Origin of the sequence: Sphingobium soli (assembly GCF_020782245.1) — a bacterium.
GTDB lineage: Bacteria > Pseudomonadota > Alphaproteobacteria > Sphingomonadales > Sphingomonadaceae > Sphingobium > Sphingobium soli.
In genome coordinates this window covers 393,611-410,466 of sequence record NZ_JAJGNP010000001.1, presented here as the reverse complement: position 1 = coordinate 410,466, position 16,856 = coordinate 393,611, and the positions used below count along the sequence as shown (strand labels likewise).

16 protein-coding genes are annotated in these 16,856 nt (G+C 64.8%); 11 read left to right on the top strand and 5 right to left on the bottom strand.

Features of this window, described 5'->3' with window-relative positions; genetic code table 11:
• Positions 1-28: 28 nt before the first annotated feature.
• Complete coding sequence (locus tag LL253_RS01935; protein WP_228225980.1) at positions 29-1,810, top strand: ABC-F family ATP-binding cassette domain-containing protein; 1,782 nt, start codon at positions 29-31, stop codon at positions 1,808-1,810.
• A gap of 10 nt (positions 1,811-1,820) precedes the next feature.
• On the opposite strand, the gene LL253_RS01930 is transcribed toward LL253_RS01935, so the two are convergent.
• A complete protein-coding gene (locus LL253_RS01930; protein ID WP_228225979.1) occupies positions 1,821-2,600 on the bottom strand; it encodes a ThuA domain-containing protein in 780 nt (259 codons plus the stop codon).
• Positions 2,601-2,775: 175 nt separating this feature from the next.
• On the opposite strand from LL253_RS01930, the gene LL253_RS01925 reads away from it, so the two are divergent.
• The 4 genes from LL253_RS01925 to LL253_RS01910 all read left to right on the top strand — a co-directional run bounded on the left by LL253_RS01925 (position 2,776) and on the right by LL253_RS01910 (position 6,127).
• The gene (locus tag LL253_RS01925) at positions 2,776-3,486 is read left to right on the top strand and encodes a VIT1/CCC1 transporter family protein (protein WP_228220643.1); all 711 of its coding nucleotides are present in this window, start codon (positions 2,776-2,778) and stop codon (positions 3,484-3,486) included.
• Between the two features lie 42 nt (positions 3,487-3,528).
• A complete protein-coding gene (locus LL253_RS01920; RefSeq protein ID WP_009822563.1) occupies positions 3,529-4,074 on the top strand; it encodes a glutathione peroxidase in 546 nt (181 codons plus the stop codon).
• Complete coding sequence (locus LL253_RS01915; protein ID WP_009822562.1) at positions 4,071-5,381, top strand: M20/M25/M40 family metallo-hydrolase; 1,311 nt, start codon at positions 4,071-4,073, stop codon at positions 5,379-5,381. The genes LL253_RS01920 and LL253_RS01915 overlap by 4 nt, the downstream gene beginning before the upstream one ends.
• Before the next feature lie 101 nt (positions 5,382-5,482).
• Positions 5,483-6,127: a trimeric intracellular cation channel family protein gene (locus LL253_RS01910; RefSeq protein ID WP_228225978.1), complete on the top strand. Its 645-nt coding sequence runs from the start codon at positions 5,483-5,485 to the stop codon at positions 6,125-6,127.
• 12 nt (positions 6,128-6,139) lie between these two features.
• Here the strand turns inward: LL253_RS01910 and LL253_RS01905 are convergent, their stop codons facing one another.
• On the bottom strand, positions 6,140-7,537 hold the full coding sequence (locus tag LL253_RS01905) for a helix-turn-helix domain-containing protein (protein ID WP_228225977.1): 1,398 nt from the start codon (positions 7,535-7,537) through the stop codon (positions 6,140-6,142).
• A gap of 138 nt (positions 7,538-7,675) precedes the next feature.
• Here LL253_RS01905 and LL253_RS01900 point away from each other — a divergent pair, with 138 nt between their 5' ends.
• The 3 genes from LL253_RS01900 (at position 7,676) to LL253_RS01890 (ending at position 10,808) form a co-directional block, all read left to right on the top strand.
• On the top strand, positions 7,676-9,268 hold the full coding sequence (locus tag LL253_RS01900) for an isocitrate lyase (protein ID WP_228225976.1): 1,593 nt from the start codon (positions 7,676-7,678) through the stop codon (positions 9,266-9,268).
• Between the two features lie 608 nt (positions 9,269-9,876).
• Complete coding sequence (locus tag LL253_RS01895; RefSeq protein WP_228225975.1) at positions 9,877-10,272, top strand: hypothetical protein; 396 nt, start codon at positions 9,877-9,879, stop codon at positions 10,270-10,272.
• Between the two features lie 95 nt (positions 10,273-10,367).
• Positions 10,368-10,808, top strand: a complete 441-nt coding sequence (locus tag LL253_RS01890) for a hypothetical protein (protein WP_228225974.1) — start codon at positions 10,368-10,370, stop codon at positions 10,806-10,808.
• Between the two features lie 563 nt (positions 10,809-11,371).
• On the opposite strand, the gene ung is transcribed toward LL253_RS01890, so the two are convergent.
• Positions 11,372-12,082: a uracil-DNA glycosylase gene (gene ung, locus LL253_RS01885; RefSeq protein ID WP_228225973.1), complete on the bottom strand. Its 711-nt coding sequence runs from the start codon at positions 12,080-12,082 to the stop codon at positions 11,372-11,374.
• A gap of 64 nt (positions 12,083-12,146) precedes the next feature.
• Here ung and bla point away from each other — a divergent pair, with 64 nt between their 5' ends.
• Genes bla through LL253_RS01870 form a run of 3 tightly spaced genes read left to right on the top strand, consistent with a single transcriptional unit; the run spans position 12,147 to position 14,816 of the window.
• Positions 12,147-13,295 (top strand): class A beta-lactamase, encoded by a 1,149-nt coding sequence (bla, locus tag LL253_RS01880; RefSeq protein WP_228226097.1) that lies wholly within the window; start codon positions 12,147-12,149, stop codon positions 13,293-13,295.
• 53 nt (positions 13,296-13,348) lie between these two features.
• Entirely contained in the window at positions 13,349-13,705 is a 357-nt protein-coding gene (locus LL253_RS01875; RefSeq protein ID WP_228220651.1) for a DUF962 domain-containing protein, read from the top strand.
• Positions 13,706-13,748: 43 nt separating this feature from the next.
• Positions 13,749-14,816 (top strand): GNAT family N-acetyltransferase, encoded by a 1,068-nt coding sequence (locus LL253_RS01870; RefSeq protein WP_228225972.1) that lies wholly within the window; start codon positions 13,749-13,751, stop codon positions 14,814-14,816.
• Here the strand turns inward: LL253_RS01870 and LL253_RS01865 are convergent.
• Positions 14,794-15,648, bottom strand: coding sequence for a cupin-like domain-containing protein (locus tag LL253_RS01865; RefSeq protein WP_228225971.1), 855 nt, complete (start codon positions 15,646-15,648; stop codon positions 14,794-14,796). The two genes, LL253_RS01870 and LL253_RS01865, sit on opposite strands and share 23 nt — an antisense overlap.
• Positions 15,645-16,775, bottom strand: coding sequence for a GNAT family N-acetyltransferase (locus LL253_RS01860; RefSeq protein WP_228225970.1), 1,131 nt, complete (start codon positions 16,773-16,775; stop codon positions 15,645-15,647). Before LL253_RS01860 ends, LL253_RS01865 begins: the two co-directional genes overlap by 4 nt.
• Positions 16,776-16,856 lie beyond the last annotated feature (81 nt).

Below are 16,856 nucleotides of genomic sequence, written 5' to 3'. Positions count from 1 at the left end.
CCGCGCCTTACCCCCTAGCTGCACCGCCATGGCGGCTCCCATCCTCTCCTTCGAAAATCTCGGCCTCAGCCAGGGTACGCACTGGCTGTTCCGCAATATCGACATTCATGTCGGCCAGCGCGACCGGCTGGCGCTCATCGGCCGCAACGGCGCGGGCAAGACGACGCTGCTCAAGCTCATCGGCGGTCAGATCGAACCGGACGAAGGCACCCGCTCGGTCCAGCCGGGCGCGCGCGTCATCACGCTGGAACAGGACCCTGACGTCACGCCCTTTGCGACGCTGCATGATTTCGCATTGGCCGGCGATTATGCGCCCCCCGCGCATGAGGTGGAGGCGATTGCCGATCAGCTCGGCATCGACCTGTCGCGCGAAGCGAAGACCGCGAGTGGAGGTGAGCGCCGCCGCGCCGCCATCGCCCGCGCGCTCGCCAGCGAACCCGACCTGCTGCTGCTCGACGAACCGACCAACCATCTCGACATCGCGGCGATCGACTGGATCGAAAACTGGATGGCGCGCTACAATGGCGCCTTCATCGTCATCAGCCACGACCGCGCTTTCCTGACGCGCCTTACCCGCCAGACGCTCTGGCTCGACCGCGGGTCGATGCGCCGCAACGAGATCGGCTTTGGCGGTTTTGAACAATGGATGGAGGCGGTCTACGCCGAGGAGGCGCGGGCGGCCGAAAAGCTGGACGCCAAGCTCAAGATCGAGGCGCACTGGCTGGAACGCGGCGTCACCGCCCGGCGCAAGCGTAACCAGGGCCGCCTCGCCAAGCTATGGGAGATGCGCGCCCAGCGCGCCGCGATGCAGGGGCCGCAGGGCACCGCCAAGATCGCCGTCGCCAGCGACGACAGCAAGACCAAGAGCGTCATCAAGGCCGAGCATGTCACGAAGGCGTTCGGCGATCGCACCATCATCAACGACTTCACCCTGCGCGTGCAGCGCGGCGACCGCATCGGCATCGTCGGCGGCAATGGCGCTGGCAAATCGACATTGCTCAAGCTGCTGACCGGCCAGCTTGCGCCCGACAGCGGCGAGGTGACGCTCGCCAAGACGCTCGACATGATCTTCATCGACCAGCAGCGCAGCCTGATGCAAGGCGACAAGACCGTCCGCGACGTGCTGGCCGAAGGGGGCGACTGGATCGACGTGCGCGGGGTGCGAAAGCACGTCCATGGCTATTTGAAGGACTTCCTGTTCGACCCCGGTCTGGCCGAAGCGAAGGTCGGCACCCTGTCGGGCGGCGAACGCTCGCGGCTCCTGTTCGCGCGCGAATTCGCCCGCGAATCGAACCTGCTCGTGCTTGACGAGCCGACCAACGACCTCGACCTCGAAACGCTCGACCTGCTCCAGGAAGTCATCGCCGATTATGACGGCACCGTCCTGATCGTCAGCCACGACCGCGATTTCCTCGACCGCACCGTCACGGTGACGCTCGGCCTCGACGGGTCGGGAACGGTCGACGTCATTGTCGGCGGCTATGCCGACTGGATTGCCAAGCGCGATCCGCGCAAGGCCGCGAAGGCGGAAAAGAAGGAGGCTGCGCCGCCGCCCCCGCCCAAGCCCGTCTCCGCCAAGCTCAGCTACAAGGACCAGCGTGATCTTGATCTGCTGCCGGGGCGGATCGAGGAACTGGAAGCCGCGATCGCCCGCGATGAGGCCGCGCTCGCTGATCCGGCGCTCTACACCCGCGATCCCGACAAATTCGCCGCGCTGACCAAAGCCATAGAACAGGCCCGCGCCGACAAGGATGCGGCGGAGGAACGCTGGCTCGACCTCGCGGAAAAGGCGGAGGGGCTGGCGGGCTGACGCAACCTGTTCAGGGCTTGCTGGTCGCCGCCTGGCCGCGCCCGGTCGCCGTCCAGTAGATGCCGCCCATCAAATGCGTCAGATAGGTGTAATCGCGATACATCGCCCCTTCATGCCCCAACGTGGTCACGAATACGCGTCCCTTTTCGTACATATGATACCAGGCGATCGGATGGTCCTTGCCCATCGGGCGTGACACCTGGCCGGGCCAGATCTTGGTCGGGTCGTAACTGCTTTCATCCACCCCCAGCACGGTGTTGATCCGCACGTCAAAGGGATTGGCCGTGACGTAGAATTCGTCGCTCCATACCCACCGATCCGGCAGGGCGAAGGCCGCCGGGAAATTGCGGTCCTCCACGGTCACGACGCCGGTCTGCACCATCGGATGCACCCCGACGCGCCGGCCGACCAGCTTTTCATACCAGGGCCATTCGCCCGGCGGAGTGATCGCCGCGCGGTGGACGATCATCGCATTGCCGCCGGCGCGCATATAGGCTTCGAACTTCGCGCGCTGCCCGGCATTCAATTCCTCACCGGGCGAATTGAGGAACATGACCGCCGCATATTGGCTCAGGTCTTCGTCGAAACTTTCCGGGTGACGCGTCCAGACCAGCTCGAAACTGTGCAGCCGCGCCATCTGCTCCAGGCTGTCGCGCGCGATCGGGATATATTCATAATGGTAGGTGTTCGCCTTGGCGAAGACGAGCAGCTTGAACTGGCTTTCGGCCATCGCGGCCGGCGCGACGAACAGGGCGGCGATTGCCAGCAGGAGCCGCATCATCATCCTCATCGCCGTCCTCCCTTTTGCCCGAAGTCCGGGGCTTATCGCGCCCCATCGGCCCCGCGCAATCGGCCCGGGCCTCTTCTACGACTATGGTCGGATGCTCTTTGCGCCCCATGCCATCGCGGGGATCGACTTCGCGACCGTGTCGCGCCACTGTGCCATCGGAACCGGAAGGAAGCCGATGGAAAGCAGCATCACCGCCCCGCCACATCATGCCGTCCACTATGTCAACCGCGTCGGTTGGTTGCGGGCGGCCGTGCTGGGGGCCAATGACGGGATCGTCTCGACCGCCAGCCTGATGACCGGCATCGCCGCGTCGGGCGCCTCCGGCCAGTCCGTGCTGTTGTCGGGCATCGCCGCGCTGGTCGCGGGCGCCATGTCGATGGCGGCTGGCGAATATGTCTCGGTCAGCGCCCAGTCGGACACCGAACGCGCCGACCTGGCCAAGGAAGAAAAGGCGCTGCGCATCCAGCCGCATGCCGAATGGATCGAACTGCGCGACATCTATGTCGACCGCGGCCTGACCCCCGATCTCGCGGGGCAGGTGGCGCAGCAATTGATGGATGCCGATGCGCTCGGCGCCCATGCCCGCGATGAACTGGGCATTTCCGACCTGGCGACCGCGCGTCCGGTCCAGGCCGCGCTCGCTTCCGCCGCCAGCTTTGCCGCGGGCGCGACTCCGCCGGTGGTCGCCGCCGCCCTGACGCCCGCCGCCACCGCGATTCCCGCCATCGTCGCCATCTGCCTCGCTTGCCTGGCGCTGCTCGGCTTCGTCGGCGCGCGGCTGGGCGGGGCCAGTCCGCCGCGCTCGGTGCTGCGTACGCTTCTGTGGGGCGCGCTCGCCATGGCCGTCACCGCGGGCGCGGGGCATCTGTTCGGCGCGGCCATTTGATGCCAAGGTCGCGCCCATCGCGATTTTTCAGGGAGACACGACATGGCCGATATCCAGCAAATTCCGCTCAAGACCATCAAGGGCGATGACGCCAGCCTCGCCGACTATGCGGGCAAGGTGGTGCTGGTGGTCAACGTCGCCTCCAAATGCGGCCTTACCCCGCAATATGAGGGGCTGGAGAAACTCTATCGCGATTACAAGGACAAGGGGCTGGTTGTCACCGGCTTTCCCGCCAATGATTTCGGCGCCCAGGAACCGGGCAGCAATGACGAGATCGTGACCTTCTGCACCACCAATTTCGGCGTCGATTTCCCGATGTTCGAAAAGATCGTCGTCACCGGGCCGGACAAGCATCCGCTCTATGCCGCGCTCACCAGCGCGCAGCCGGCCGCCCAGGGGGAAGGGGACGCGTTCCGCGAAAAGCTGGTCGGCTATGGCATCACGCCCGGCGACGCGCCTGAGGTCCTCTGGAATTTCGAGAAATTCCTGATCGCAAAGGATGGCAGCGTCGCCGCCCGCTTCGCGCCGACCACCAATCCCGACGATCCCGCCCTGGTCGCCGCGATCGAGGCGGAACTGGCGAAATGATTCGCACGCTCGTCTGCGCCGCCCTGCTGCTGGGCGGCGCGCCGATCGCCCATGCCGCGCTCAGCCCCGCCGAACGCAGGATGGGGGAGAGTGTCGAAGCGGGCTATGAGCCGACCGTCGCCTTGCTCGAAAAGCTGGTCAACCAGAATAGCGGATCGATGAACATGGCGGGCGTGAAGGCCGTGGCCGACATGCTCCGCCCGCAATTTGAAGCGCTGGGCTTCACCGTCGCGTGGAAGCCCATGGATGCGGCCAAGCGCGCCGGCCATTTCATCGCCACGCACAAGGGGCGGCCGGGCACGACGAAGATGCTGTTGATCGGCCATCTCGACACCGTGTTCGAACCCGATTCGCCGTTTCAGCGCTTCACGCGCGATGGCGATTTCGCCACTGGCCCCGGCGCGGCCGACAATAAGGGCGGGGTCGCCACCATGCTGCTCGCGCTCCAGGCGATGCAAGCCGCAGGGACGCTCAAAAATGCGAATATAGAGGTGGTGCTCACCGGCGACGAGGAGGATTCGGGCGAACCTCTCTCGGTCGCCCGCGCCGACCTCATCGCAGCGGGCAAGCGCGCCGATGTCGCGCTCGATTTCGAAGGCCTCTCGCAGGAGGATGGCAAGGATATGGGCGCCATCGCCCGCCGCTCCTCGAACAGCTGGACGCTGACCGCCACCGGCAAATCGGGTCACAGTTCCGGCATTTTTTCGGAAAAGGCGGGCGATGGCGCGATCTATGAAATCGCTCGCATCATCACCCGCTTTCGCCAGGATTTGCCCGAACCCAATCTGACTTTCAATGTCGGTCTGATCGGCGGCGGCCAGAGCGCGGAGGTCGACAAGGACGGGGTGCGCATCGCCGTCACCGGCAAGACCAACATCATCCCGCCCATCGCCGTCGCCAAGGGGGATTTCCGCACCTTGAGCGAAGAGCAGACGAAACGCGTGCAGGCCAGGATGCAGCAGATTGTCGGGCAGGATCATCTGCCCGGGACGTCGGCCACCATCGCCTTTGACCTTGGCTATCCCTCCATGGCGCCGACGCCGGGCAATCGCGCGCTGCTCGACCGGCTGAACGCCGTCAACCGCGATCTTGGCCTTGCCGAAATGCCTGCGCTCGATCCGCTGAAACGTGGCGCAGGCGACATCGCCTTCGTCGCGCAGGATGTGGACGGCCTTGTCGGCCTTGGCCCCGCCTCCACTGGCGATCACAGCCCGGCCGAGCGTGTCGACCTTGCCAGCATGAAACGCCAGGCCAAGCGCGCCGCCATCCTGATGAGCCGGCTGGCGAGCGAAAAGGGCGGACGATAAACGCCATTCCCGATCGGGCTGATCGAGGTCGAAGCCCTGCCTCTCTTTGAAACGGGCACCAGCCAAGCCATCAGCCCGACCGGACCTAGTTGAAAGCATCCATGCTCCCGCCAACCCCCTCGCTCGCCACGTCCATCGGCCCGGTGCTCGAAACGCTCAGCATCGTCGGCACCTTCGTCTTCGGCGCGTCCGGCGCGTTGGCGGCCGCGCGGCTGCAACAGACGCTCGTCACCTTCGCCTTCTTCGCACTGGTGACGGGGGTAGGGGGCGGCACGGTGCGCGACTTCCTGATCGGCGCGCCCGTCTTCTGGGTCGTGGACGCGGTGCCGGCCATGGCCTGCATGAGCGCGGCGGTCATCGTCTGGTTCACGCCGCGCCGCTGGTGGAGCGACCGCGCGCTCGACTGGCTCGACGCCATCGGCCTCGCCGCCTTTGCCGTGTTCGGCGCGGCCAAGGCGTTGAGCTTCGGCGTTCCACCCTTCGTTGCGGGCATGATGGGCGTCGTCACTGGCTGCGTCGGCGGCATCATGCGCGACCTGCTGGCGGGCGAGCCGTCCATCCTGCTGCGTCCCGAACTCTATGTCACCGCCGCCGCTTTCGCTTCGGGCCTGTTCGTGGCCTTGCGCTGGATCGGCCTCGACGTGCCGGTCGCCGGCCTCATCGCCGCGACGCTGGGCTTCGCCCTGCGCGCCATGGCGATCGCCCGCGGCCTCGGCCTCCCCATCTACCGCCAGCCAGCCGACTGAACGCGCAGAACCTCACCCCTCACCAAACCCAAATGGCGCGCGGGTGCGGCGATAATCGTCAGGCATCATCTCGCGCCCGATCGGCGGGGCGGATCGCGCCATGCATTGGGTGCGGTGGCACAGGCGGCAGGTGACGCCGATCGGCGTGGGATCGCTGCTTCCCATGTCCCGCGCATAAACCAGCCGATGCGCATGCTCGGCCGCGCAGGCCAGCGCGATCGCACGTTCGGCCTTGGGCGCACCCCAGCCGCCCCCGCCCGCCGTGACCGTCCGTGCGATCGAAAAGAAGCGCTGCCCGTCGGGCAGTTCCAGCCATTGGGTGATCACCTCGCGCGGCCGCTCGAAGGCGCGATGCACCGACCAGAGCGGGCAGGACCCACCATGCCGCGCGAAGGGAAACCCCGCCCCGTCCAGCCTTTTGCTGACATTGCCCGCCGGATCGACCCGCAGGAAGAAGAAGGGCACGCGCTCCTGCCCCGGCTTCTGCAAGGTTGTGAGCCGATGCGCGGTCTGCTCGAAACTGGTGCCGAACTGGCGGCCGAGCGCCTCGACATCATAGGCGCGCGCCTCCGCCGCCTTGGCGAACGCGCTGTAGGGCATCAATATTGCCGCCGCGCCGTAGCTCGCCAGCGCCCGCCGCGCCAGCCGCCGCCCGCTGTCCCCGCTGAACTGGCCGTCCTTCAACAATGCGTCGAAACTCTTGCGCATTTCCAGATAGGCGATCTGCAACGCCAACTGGAACTGCGCGCTCGCCCCGTCCAGCGCATCGTCCAGCAGCACCGCGTCGCGATGCCGGTCCAGCCGCCGGACCGATCCCGCCATCACGTCCGACGGCAGCCGCCGCACGCGCAAACCATGCCGCGCCTTCAGCCAGGCCGCCAGACCGCCTTCCGCCTCCGCCTCGCCCGCCAGCCGCTCGCTCGCATCGTCCAGCGGCGGAAAGCTGTTGCGCCGCGCCGCCAGAAACCGGCGCGATTCCGCAACCGGGTCGGGCGCCTCGGCCGCATCCGCCCGCGCCACGCTGCGGTCGGCCAGCGCCAGATGCTCCTCGCGATAGGCGGTGTAGAGCCGCAGCAGGGCCTCGGTAACGCCGGGATAATTGACCGCCACATCCTCGCTGGCGAGCGGCGGCAGGTCGATGTCCGCGAACATCGGGTCTTTGAGCACCGCGCCCAGCCGCGCCGTCTGTTCCGCGCCGCCATCGCCCGCCACCTGCGCCATGTCGAGCTTGTAGGTGCGCGCCAGCCGCAGCAGCATGTCGGCGGTCAATGGCCGCTGGTTGCGCTCCAGGAGCGCGACATAGGAGGCGCTGATCTCCAGGTCGGCCGCCATGTCGGCCTGGGTCAGCCCCAGTTCACGGCGCAACCGCCGCAATCGCGGCCCCATATAGACGGGCCTGTCCTTCGCCATAAGGCCTCCTCATAACAGACCTTACAACTTTACATCGAAAATCTGTAAAGATCGACAACTGAACGCCATGCCCCATCCCTCACACTCGCGCACCTGTCTAAGTCGTCGTCCATATCGTTCAGACAGAGGGATGCGGACATGACCTATCAAAGCGAGATTGCGAAAGCGGACGGCCTGATCAGCGGCCAGGCGGGGTGGGATGGCATCGCCCCCGAATCCGTCGCGCGCATGCGACTGCAAAACCGGTTCAACACCGGGCTCGACATCGCCCGCTACACGGCGGGGATCATGCGGCGCGACATGGCCGCCTATGACGCGGACCCGGCCGCCTACACCCAGTCGCTGGGCTGCTGGCACGGCTTCATCGGCCAACAGAAGATGATCTCCATCAAGAAGCATTTCGGCAGCACCAAGGGCCGTTACCTCTACCTGTCGGGCTGGATGGTCGCCGCGCTGCGGTCCGAATTCGGCCCGCTGCCCGACCAGTCCATGCACGAAAAAACCAGCGTCCCCGCGCTGATCGAGGAACTCTACACCTTCCTCAAGCAAGCCGATGCGCGCGAGCTGGGCATGATGTTCCGCGATCTCGACGCCGCGCGCGATGCCGGCGATGAAGTCCGTGCGGCCAAGATCAGCCATGACATCGACGCCTATGAAACCCACGTCGTCCCCATCATCGCCGATATTGACGCGGGTTTCGGCAATGCAGAGGCGACCTATCTGCTGGCCAAGAAATTCATCGAAGCGGGCGCCTGCTGCATCCAGATCGAAAATCAGGTTTCGGACGAAAAGCAGTGCGGGCATCAGGACGGGAAGGTCACCGTTCCGCATGAGGACTTCCTCGCGAAGATTCGCGCGGTCCGCTACGCCTTCCTGGAACTGGGCGTCGATGACGGCATCATCGTCGCGCGCACCGACAGTCTGGGCGCGGGCCTCACCAAGCAAATCGCCTATGTCCGCGAAGCCGGCGACATTGCCGACCAGTATAATGGCTTCCTCGACTGCGAACCGGTCGATGCCGCCACGCTGGGCCATGGCGACGTGCTCATCACCCGCGACGGCCAGCTGCTGCGGCCCAAGCGCCTGCCCAGCAACCTCTACCAGTTCCGCCCCGGCACGGGCGAGGACCGCTGCGTGCTCGACTGCATCACAGCCCTGCAAAATGGCGCGGACCTGCTGTGGATCGAGACCGAAAAGCCGCATATCGGCCAGATCGGCGGCATGGTCAGCCGCATAAGGGAGGTCATCCCCAACGCCAAGCTGGTCTACAACAACTCGCCCAGCTTCAACTGGACGTTGAATTTCCGCCAGCAGGTCTATGACGCCTGGGCGCAGGATGGGCGCGATATGACCGCCTATGATCGCGCGCGCCTGATGAGCATCGACTATGACGACACCGATCTTGGCCGCGAAGCGGACGAGCGCATCCGCACCTTCCAGCGGGATGCCGCGCGCGAAGCGGGCATCTTCCATCACCTCATCACCCTGCCAACCTATCACACCGCCGCGCTCAGCACCGATAATCTGGCCCGGCGTTATTTCGGGGAGGAAGGCATGCTGGGCTATGTCAAGCAGGTCCAGCGCGAGGAAATCCGGCAGGGCATCGCCTGCGTCAAGCACCAGAATATGGCCGGTTCCGACATTGGCGATGATCACAAGGATTATTTCGCCGGCGAAGCCGCGCTCAAGGCCGGCGGCGCGCACAATACGATGAACCAGTTCGCGGCCTGATTCGTCCCCGGCGCGGACAAGCCGCGCCGGCGTCCACCGTTTCGCCCTGTCTGTTCCCGATGGCATGGCGGGACGGTGGATGCCCCGATCGACAGGCCCCCCCATTCGCGGCCGCTGGCCCGCGACAACAGCCATCGCGCGGAGACACATATACTTCCTCCGCGCGCGTGGGTGGAAGCACTGGACGGCCCGGCCACCATGCCGGGCCGTTTTTTTCGCCATCCGATGCCGCCACCATCACGGCTTCCGCCCCCGGAAGGGAAGATGGTCGGCCAAAGGCCAGATGGCGGCTTTCCCCCGTCGCCGGCTGAGCGTGCGCCACTCTTCCTCTTTGTGCGAATGCCGCGGTCCAATGCGTTACCTGATCTCGGAGTGAACGTGACGTTCGCGTTTCGACCAATTCTTGCCTCTCAGCCAGCCTTGATATCGGCCTGTTAGCGGACATTGAATTTCATGATACAGGCCCACAATGAGCGCACTGGTGCAGATTTTGGAATGGCTGTTCATAGCCTTTTGGTTCGTGGGGGTATCAGCCCACCTTTATGCCAGCCGTTATTTCTTACCAATGTGGGCTTCGGGCTTTAGAAGGAAGCCACAACACGAAGGGTATGGCCGAAAAGCTATGGTCGGATACGCTGTTTTTGTTGGAGCGGTTCTGGCTGGCCTTGCCGTTGGGGGCATTGCTCAATTGGCGGGGGGCTAGCGCTAACGACCAGTTTTTGCCGTTCAGTTGCTCGACGCAGCGCCCCGATTGCGGACGTTGGATGTGCTGCTACTATACACCCATGAACAAACCCCGCTTTCGGCGTTGGCTCGGATATAATTACCTGCCTCTTAATCTGACGGCGTGGTTGACCATCGCCGCCCTTCTTTTGATTGAAGCACCACTGATGGCGCTCTCATTTCATGTCGTTCCTGAAACTCTGGAATGGTGGGGCCTTGCGATATTATCGTTCGGCCTCTTCTTATCAGGTTGGGCTTTCATCCATTGGCACTCAGAATGAAGCTACTGGTCTGAAGGCGACCAAACATCGCCGTTCCTCTGGAGTTTCTCCACGCCCGATTGCAGACGTTGCGGTGAAGTGCGAAGTATAGTTCCATGAGCAAGCTCTCTCTTCGCTATCAATATGATTCCAGCTTCTTCAATTCCAAGAAGCCGACAGATGATTTCGGCCGCCTGTCCATAGACGTGGAAACTGATCACTTTTCAGGCAAAGGGGGCTTTTGGGTTCAATGGCAGGACGTGAGGGAGTTTGGCGAGGCTCTGAGTGCCTTCCCCATTACGGTAGAAAATCCAATCGCAGCGCAATGGGGCTATGAAATGCAGGAAGGCGAGGACTTGATCCTGCGCCTTGAGATTGCGCCTGCGAACAATCGCGGCGACCTCGCGGTTCGATATGAGATTGCTGACGAAGATAAGCCTAACTGTCGCACACGCGGGTGGTTCACTACGAACTACCCCGACCTTGACCTATTCCGTATCAGCATCGCTCGCTTAATGGACCGAGAGGTCGAAGAAGCGATCTTGATCGGACGGTAGCGGCGGCTACGCTGACTTTTTCGCTGATAGCAGACGGTCCGCAACCCACCCTTTCCGTCATTTCCACCACCTTAAGAACGGCGGCAGGACAAAGCGAAAACCCATCGGCGAACGTTAGCGCAAATGCGGCGCAGGAGAGGCGGCTATCCGCCCTCGCGAGGACGATGATAAGGAACGGTCGCTGTTACCTGCCACATTCTCGCTTCCCGCGCGCTGGTCTCTTCGCCGCGCCGATAAAAAGCCTTCCCATATAGGATTTCGTCTGATCTATCCTTTGCGGTGAACCAACGCGTCTCATCCCGTCATTCCCGCGCAGGCGGGGATTCATCTCCGGCTCGCGCCTTCGATAGGGAAGTCGCGGCCATCCTCGGCATCAGCACCAATCCGCCCGATATCGGCCAATCGCACAGGGCCTCGGCGCTTTCAGCCCTGTCGCTTGGGTGTCGCTTCGTGGTCGCTTCGCAGGCGCGTAGTGGTCGCTTCGGGCCGAAAAAGCCCCACGACATTGTGAACTTCGCTCCTGTCGCCCTGCCGGTTCGCCGTTCGCTCCCGCCGGCCCGGTGTCACAGTAATCGGGGCATGTCCGTTTCCATTGGCGGCAGCGCCCAGTCGATGCCGCCACGCCCCTGCACCTCCAGAAAGGCGTTGGCCTGCGAAAAGGGCCGCGATCCCAGAAAGCCTCCGTGCGCCGACAAAGGGGAAGGGTGGGCGGACCGGATCACCAGATGGCGCGCTTCGTCGATCGCGCCAGCCTTGCGCTGCGCATGGGCGCCCCACAGCAGGAACACGCTCGGAACCACCCGCTCCGCCACCTGCGCCACGATCGCGTCGGTCAGCTTTTCCCAGCCCTTGCCTTGGTGCGACGCGGCCTTGCCCATCTCCACCGTCAGCACGCTGTTGAGCAGGAGTACGCCCTGCCGCGCCCAATGGTCCAGATGCCCGTGACCGGCCGGTGCGATCCCCAGGTCCGCGTGCAACTCCTTGTAGATGTTGCGCAGCGACGGCGGCGTGCGCACGCCCGGCTGCACGGAAAAGGACAATCCATGCGCCTGTCCCTCGCCATGATAGGGGTCCTGGCCCAATATCACGACCTTGACGGCCTCCGGCGGGGTAAGGGTAAGGGCGCGAAAGATATCGTCCTGCGCTGGAAAGACGCGCTTTCCCGCCGCCATTTCGTCCTCCACAAATTGCGCGATTGCGGTCAGGTCGGTGTCGTCGATCCGGCCGGACAGGGCGGTGGCCCAGGCGCCGGGCAGCAGGAGAGGGGGGCTCATGTCGTGGGGTGATGGTCGGCCAATTGCGGCGCGTCAACCGCTGGAGGCTGTGCAGGGGCTTGCCATGCGCGCCGGCTTGCGCAAGGACAGGGTCATGCCCTCCGCCTCCCGCTTTTCGCTCTCCGGCCTCACCGCCGTCCGCGCGCAGGTTTCGCGCGCCCATCTTGCCCGCTGCGGCGCGGCGCTCGCGGGCCTTGGCCTCTTCTTCGCGCCTTTGCCCAGCGCCGACGCTTTTGGCCCGCCGCCGCGCAAGCTGGTCGAACAGTCGGCGCAGGCCAAGCTGCTGGGCGAATTTGAACGCTTCGCCACCTTGTCGGACGGGACAGTTGGTATTGCCGTGCGCGATCTTCAGACCGGCGAAACGCAGGCGATCAATGGCGACACGCTCTTTCCCATGGCCAGCGCCTACAAGGTGGCGGTCGCCGGCCGCATCTTCGCACTGATCGACGCGGGCGATGTGCGGCTGGACGATCAACTGGCGCTGGACCCCGCGCTGGCGAGCGAGGGCGGTATCGCGTGGATGTTTTCCCGCCCCGGCGCGTCACTGTCGGTCCAGCGGCTACTCGAACTGATGCTGCAAAAAAGCGACAACAACGCCACCGACGTGCTTGTCGCGCGCGCCGGCGGGCCGGCCGCGATCACGCATTTCGTCAAGGGGCTTGGCGTCGACGGGTTGCGTGTCGACAGCGATACCGCGCATCTTCTCTATCGTGCCATGGGCATCCATCCACTGTCGGGCCGTTTCCGCCAGAATGCCGACGCCGCCCGCCGCGCCGATCCCATGCTTGTCAGCCGCGACCTGCGCGACCTTCCCAATCTCGCTTTCGCGACGGAAATTGAGGATACCTCCACCCCGCGGGCGATGCTCGACCTGCTCACCGCCTATGAATCGGGCAAGGCGCTGTCGGCCGACAGCACTCAGCGGCTCTTCACCATCATGGCGCATTGCGAAACCGGCAAGGGGCGGATCATCGGCATGTTGCCGCCCGGCACCGCCGTCGCGCACAAGACCGGCTCGCTCAACGGCACCGGCAATGATGTCGGCGTCGTGCGCCTGCCCGATGGCCGCCGCTTCGCCGTCGTCGCCTTCGTCATGAAGGACAGCAAGGGGCACAAGTCGCGCGACCGTATTATCGCCGAAGCCGCGCGCGCGGCCTATGATTATTTTCTCTATGCCCCGGAAAGGGCGCACGGATCGGCGCAAAAGACTTAATCGCGCGCGCCCCCGCACGTTACAGGGGAACGGATAAAATTCGGGGGAGAGTGATGCGTCATTTTCGCGATTTCTGGCCCTATTATCTTCAGGAGCATGCGCGTCCGGGCACGCGCGCGCTCCATTATGCGGGCACCAGCCTGGTCGTCGCCATGGTGGCCAGCGCGCCGCTTATCGGGGGCTGGTGGCTGGCGCTGGCATTGCCGGTTGCGGGCTATGGCTTTGCCTGGGCAGGCCATGGCCTCGTCGAACGCAACCGTCCTGCGACCTTTCGCTATCCGCTCTGGTCGCTACGCGCCGATTTCCTGATGTGGGTGCGCTTCCTTACCGGCCATATGCGCGGCGACCTTGCCCGCGCGGGCGTGCGCAGCGACGGGACCGTCGATCCCGCCCGCCGCATCACGGCCTGATCGGCCGCTTGACCCAGGGGCGCGCTCTGCCACAAGGAGCGCCATGTCCTATCAAGCGAGTTTTTCCCGGCCCGACCGGGCTGCGCTGGCCCGGCGCTGGCAGGCGCTGGAGGCGCGCTCGGACGCATCCTTCTTCCTGCGCTGGACCTGGATCGGCGCCTGGCTCGACAGCTACAGGGTTGAACCTGAATTGCTGGCCGTGGTCGATGATGAGGGCCGAGACATTGCGCTGGCGCTGGTGGGCCATGCCATGCAGCCGCGTCTGCTGGGACCGGTCGCGACGCTCAGCCTCAACCAGTCCGGCGATCCTGCCGCTGACCGGCCCTATATCGAATATAACGGCCTGCTGACCGACCGGGATTTCGCCCCCGAAGCCACCATTGCCGCCATCGCCGCGCTCGCTTCCCGCCGGGACTGGCGGGCGCTGCGCCTCAGCGGCATGGAACCGGGCAGCCCGCTGCTCGATCTCCCCGCCCGCCGCCGCATGTGCCGCGACGCCTCGCCGGTCTACCAAGTCGATCTAAACGCGGTCCGCGCTGCTGACGGCGATTATCTGTCGCTGCTCAGCGCCAACAGCCGTAGCCAGATCCGCCGCGCGCTCAAGGATCGCGGCGGTGCGCTGCCCCAGGTCGCGCTCGCCACGCTGGACGATATCGGCCCCTGGATTGGTGAGATGGCCCGCCATAATCAGGGCCGCCATGCCGACAATGCCTGGGACGATCCCGCTTTCCGGGCCTTTGTCGAGACGCTGACGGCGCGGGGCCTTGCCGGCGGGGAGGTGGAGCTGCTGCGCCTTACCGACGGTCCGGACCTTGTCGGCCTGCTTGTGACCTTCGTCCACGCCGGCGTCGCGATGAACTACCAGTCCGCCTTCGCTCCGCCGCGTGGGGCCAAGGACAAGCCCGGCCTTCTCTGCCACGCCGCAGCGGTCGATCATTATGCCGCGCGCGCGCTGTCCCGCTATTCTTTCCTCGCCGGCAAGGATCGCTACAAGCAAAGCCTCGCCACCTGCGAGGAACGGCTGGAATGGTGGATGGTCGAGCGTTTCTCGCCCCGACTGGAACTCGAAGCGTTGCTGCGCCGTCTGCTCAGGCGCCCAGCTTCCGCATGATGCGATAGACCAGCCGGCGCATGCCCTGCCGCTCGGGCCGTTCGCTAACCGCGCCAATGGGCAATCCCCGCTTGCGCAGCAGCGCATTGAAACTGTGCAATTCGCCCTCTGCCACCGACCGGTCCGACCGCCAGGTCACCGACAGGCTGACAGATACCGCCGGGCCATTTTCCACGAAATGCGGCGCCTTTACCGGCACATGCACGGCTTCGCCCGGCGCCAGCGGAAAGGCCTTGCCCCGTGTTTGAAACCCATCTTGCCATTCCAGGTTGCGATGACCGCCGCCGTGGAAATCCTCGCTCTTCTGTGCTGGGACCAACTCTTCGTCCCGCGCCGGAAAGACCGTCATCGTCTTGGTGCCGATGATCTGAAGCAGGATATTATGCTCCGGGTCCATATGGAACGGCGTGACGCTGCCCGGTGAACTCAAAAAGATGAAGGCTTCCCGGTGCAGCATCGGCCCGGTCCGTGCCGTCACGACCGGCTCCAGCTCCGCCAGCGCCGCGTCAAGCAGCGCGTCATAGGCCGGGTCGCGCTCGACATTCTTGAGCACCGCCCAGCTGCCATTGGTTTCGATCGTTCGGATCGTTTCGCCCAGCGTCAGCCCGTTTGTCGGCGTATCTTCCGGCCGGACGCCCAGCGGAAGCTTCCCCAGATTATATTCCACCGACCCAGCCGGCATCCGCTCCGCCAGTGCCGCCAATGCGTCCAGCGTCAGCAAGCTGTGGCCGACCAGCCCATGGTCCAGCTTCGCGGGCCGATCGGGATAGGCGGCGGCAAAAGCCCTGCGCGCAGATTCGGCGAATATGGCGGCGGTGTCCACGATGGTCATGCCCGTCCTTTCAACTTTCTGGCGATCGCCTCGCTTGCATTGGCGATCGCAAATGCCGCGCTTCGTTGCAGCCGTCTGGTGCCCGCCCCGCGCAGCGCGATCCGATATTGGACGATCGTCCGCCGCTCCACCCAGAGGCTGTCGATCATGGGATGACCGGGGGCCGCGCAGCTGTCCATCCAGGCGATGTCCGGATCGCCTTGCACCGCGTGCAGATTGGCGATTTCGATCAGCACACCCGGCGAAAAGCGGCCAAATTCCTCGTCGATTGCAATCTTGAAGGAAAAGGCGCCCTCGCCATGGCGGAAATTGACCAGCATCGCGATCGGCCGACCATTGAGGTCGAGCCGCAGCATATGCAGCCGGCCGGCTTGAAACGCGCTGGCGCAAGCCGCACGGAAAAAGGCGCTGTCGGCGTGCGAACAGGCGAGCGCCGTCCCTTGCTTGCCTTTCCACCCCGCCGCTTCGAGCGCGAGAAAGGATTCGACCCATTCGGAAAGTTGCGACGCCTCCGTCAGCAAACGTTGGGCGACCGCGCCAAGATCCCCCAGCCTCTTTTGAAGACGGCGCAATTCCTTGCGCTTCTTGGCTCGCACATGGGTATCCCAATAGCTGTCCGCCCCAAGGTCGGAATGCAGCATGGCTCGGTCATAACGATGCACCTCGCGCCAGTCCCGATGCTGTTCTGTGCAAATCGCTGCGATGGCCGCGGCATTGGCCCCCGCAGCGTCGATCCCCTGAAGATGCAGAAATCCTGGCGCCCATGGGGCGTCATCCAATTGTGCCAGAAAGGCCCGCCATGCGGCTTGTTCCGCGCCCCGCCGGATGAGCGCCGCGCCCATGAAGCAATGGTCATGCATCCAGTTGCCGACGCACGCGACCGGCAGTCGTCCGTGGCGCGCATGGGTCACGACCGGCAACAGGCCGATCAGGTTTCCATTTGCTTCCGCTTCGATCAACTGCACCCGACCGTTGCCGTCGAGATGATTAAGCGCCGTCGTCAGCATATCCGGCGCATAGAAGGCATTGGGCTCGGCCGCATCCAATGCCAGCGCCGCCCACCGCGCGCGCTGCGCCGAGCATTGTCCGTTGGCATCGGGACCGCTGGGATGGAAAGCCATGGGCATGATGGTGCGATAGCGGCGAATCATTAGGGAATGGCTAAACCCGATCTTCTATGGGCAGGGGCGGCGCGGCGCTGTAAAGCA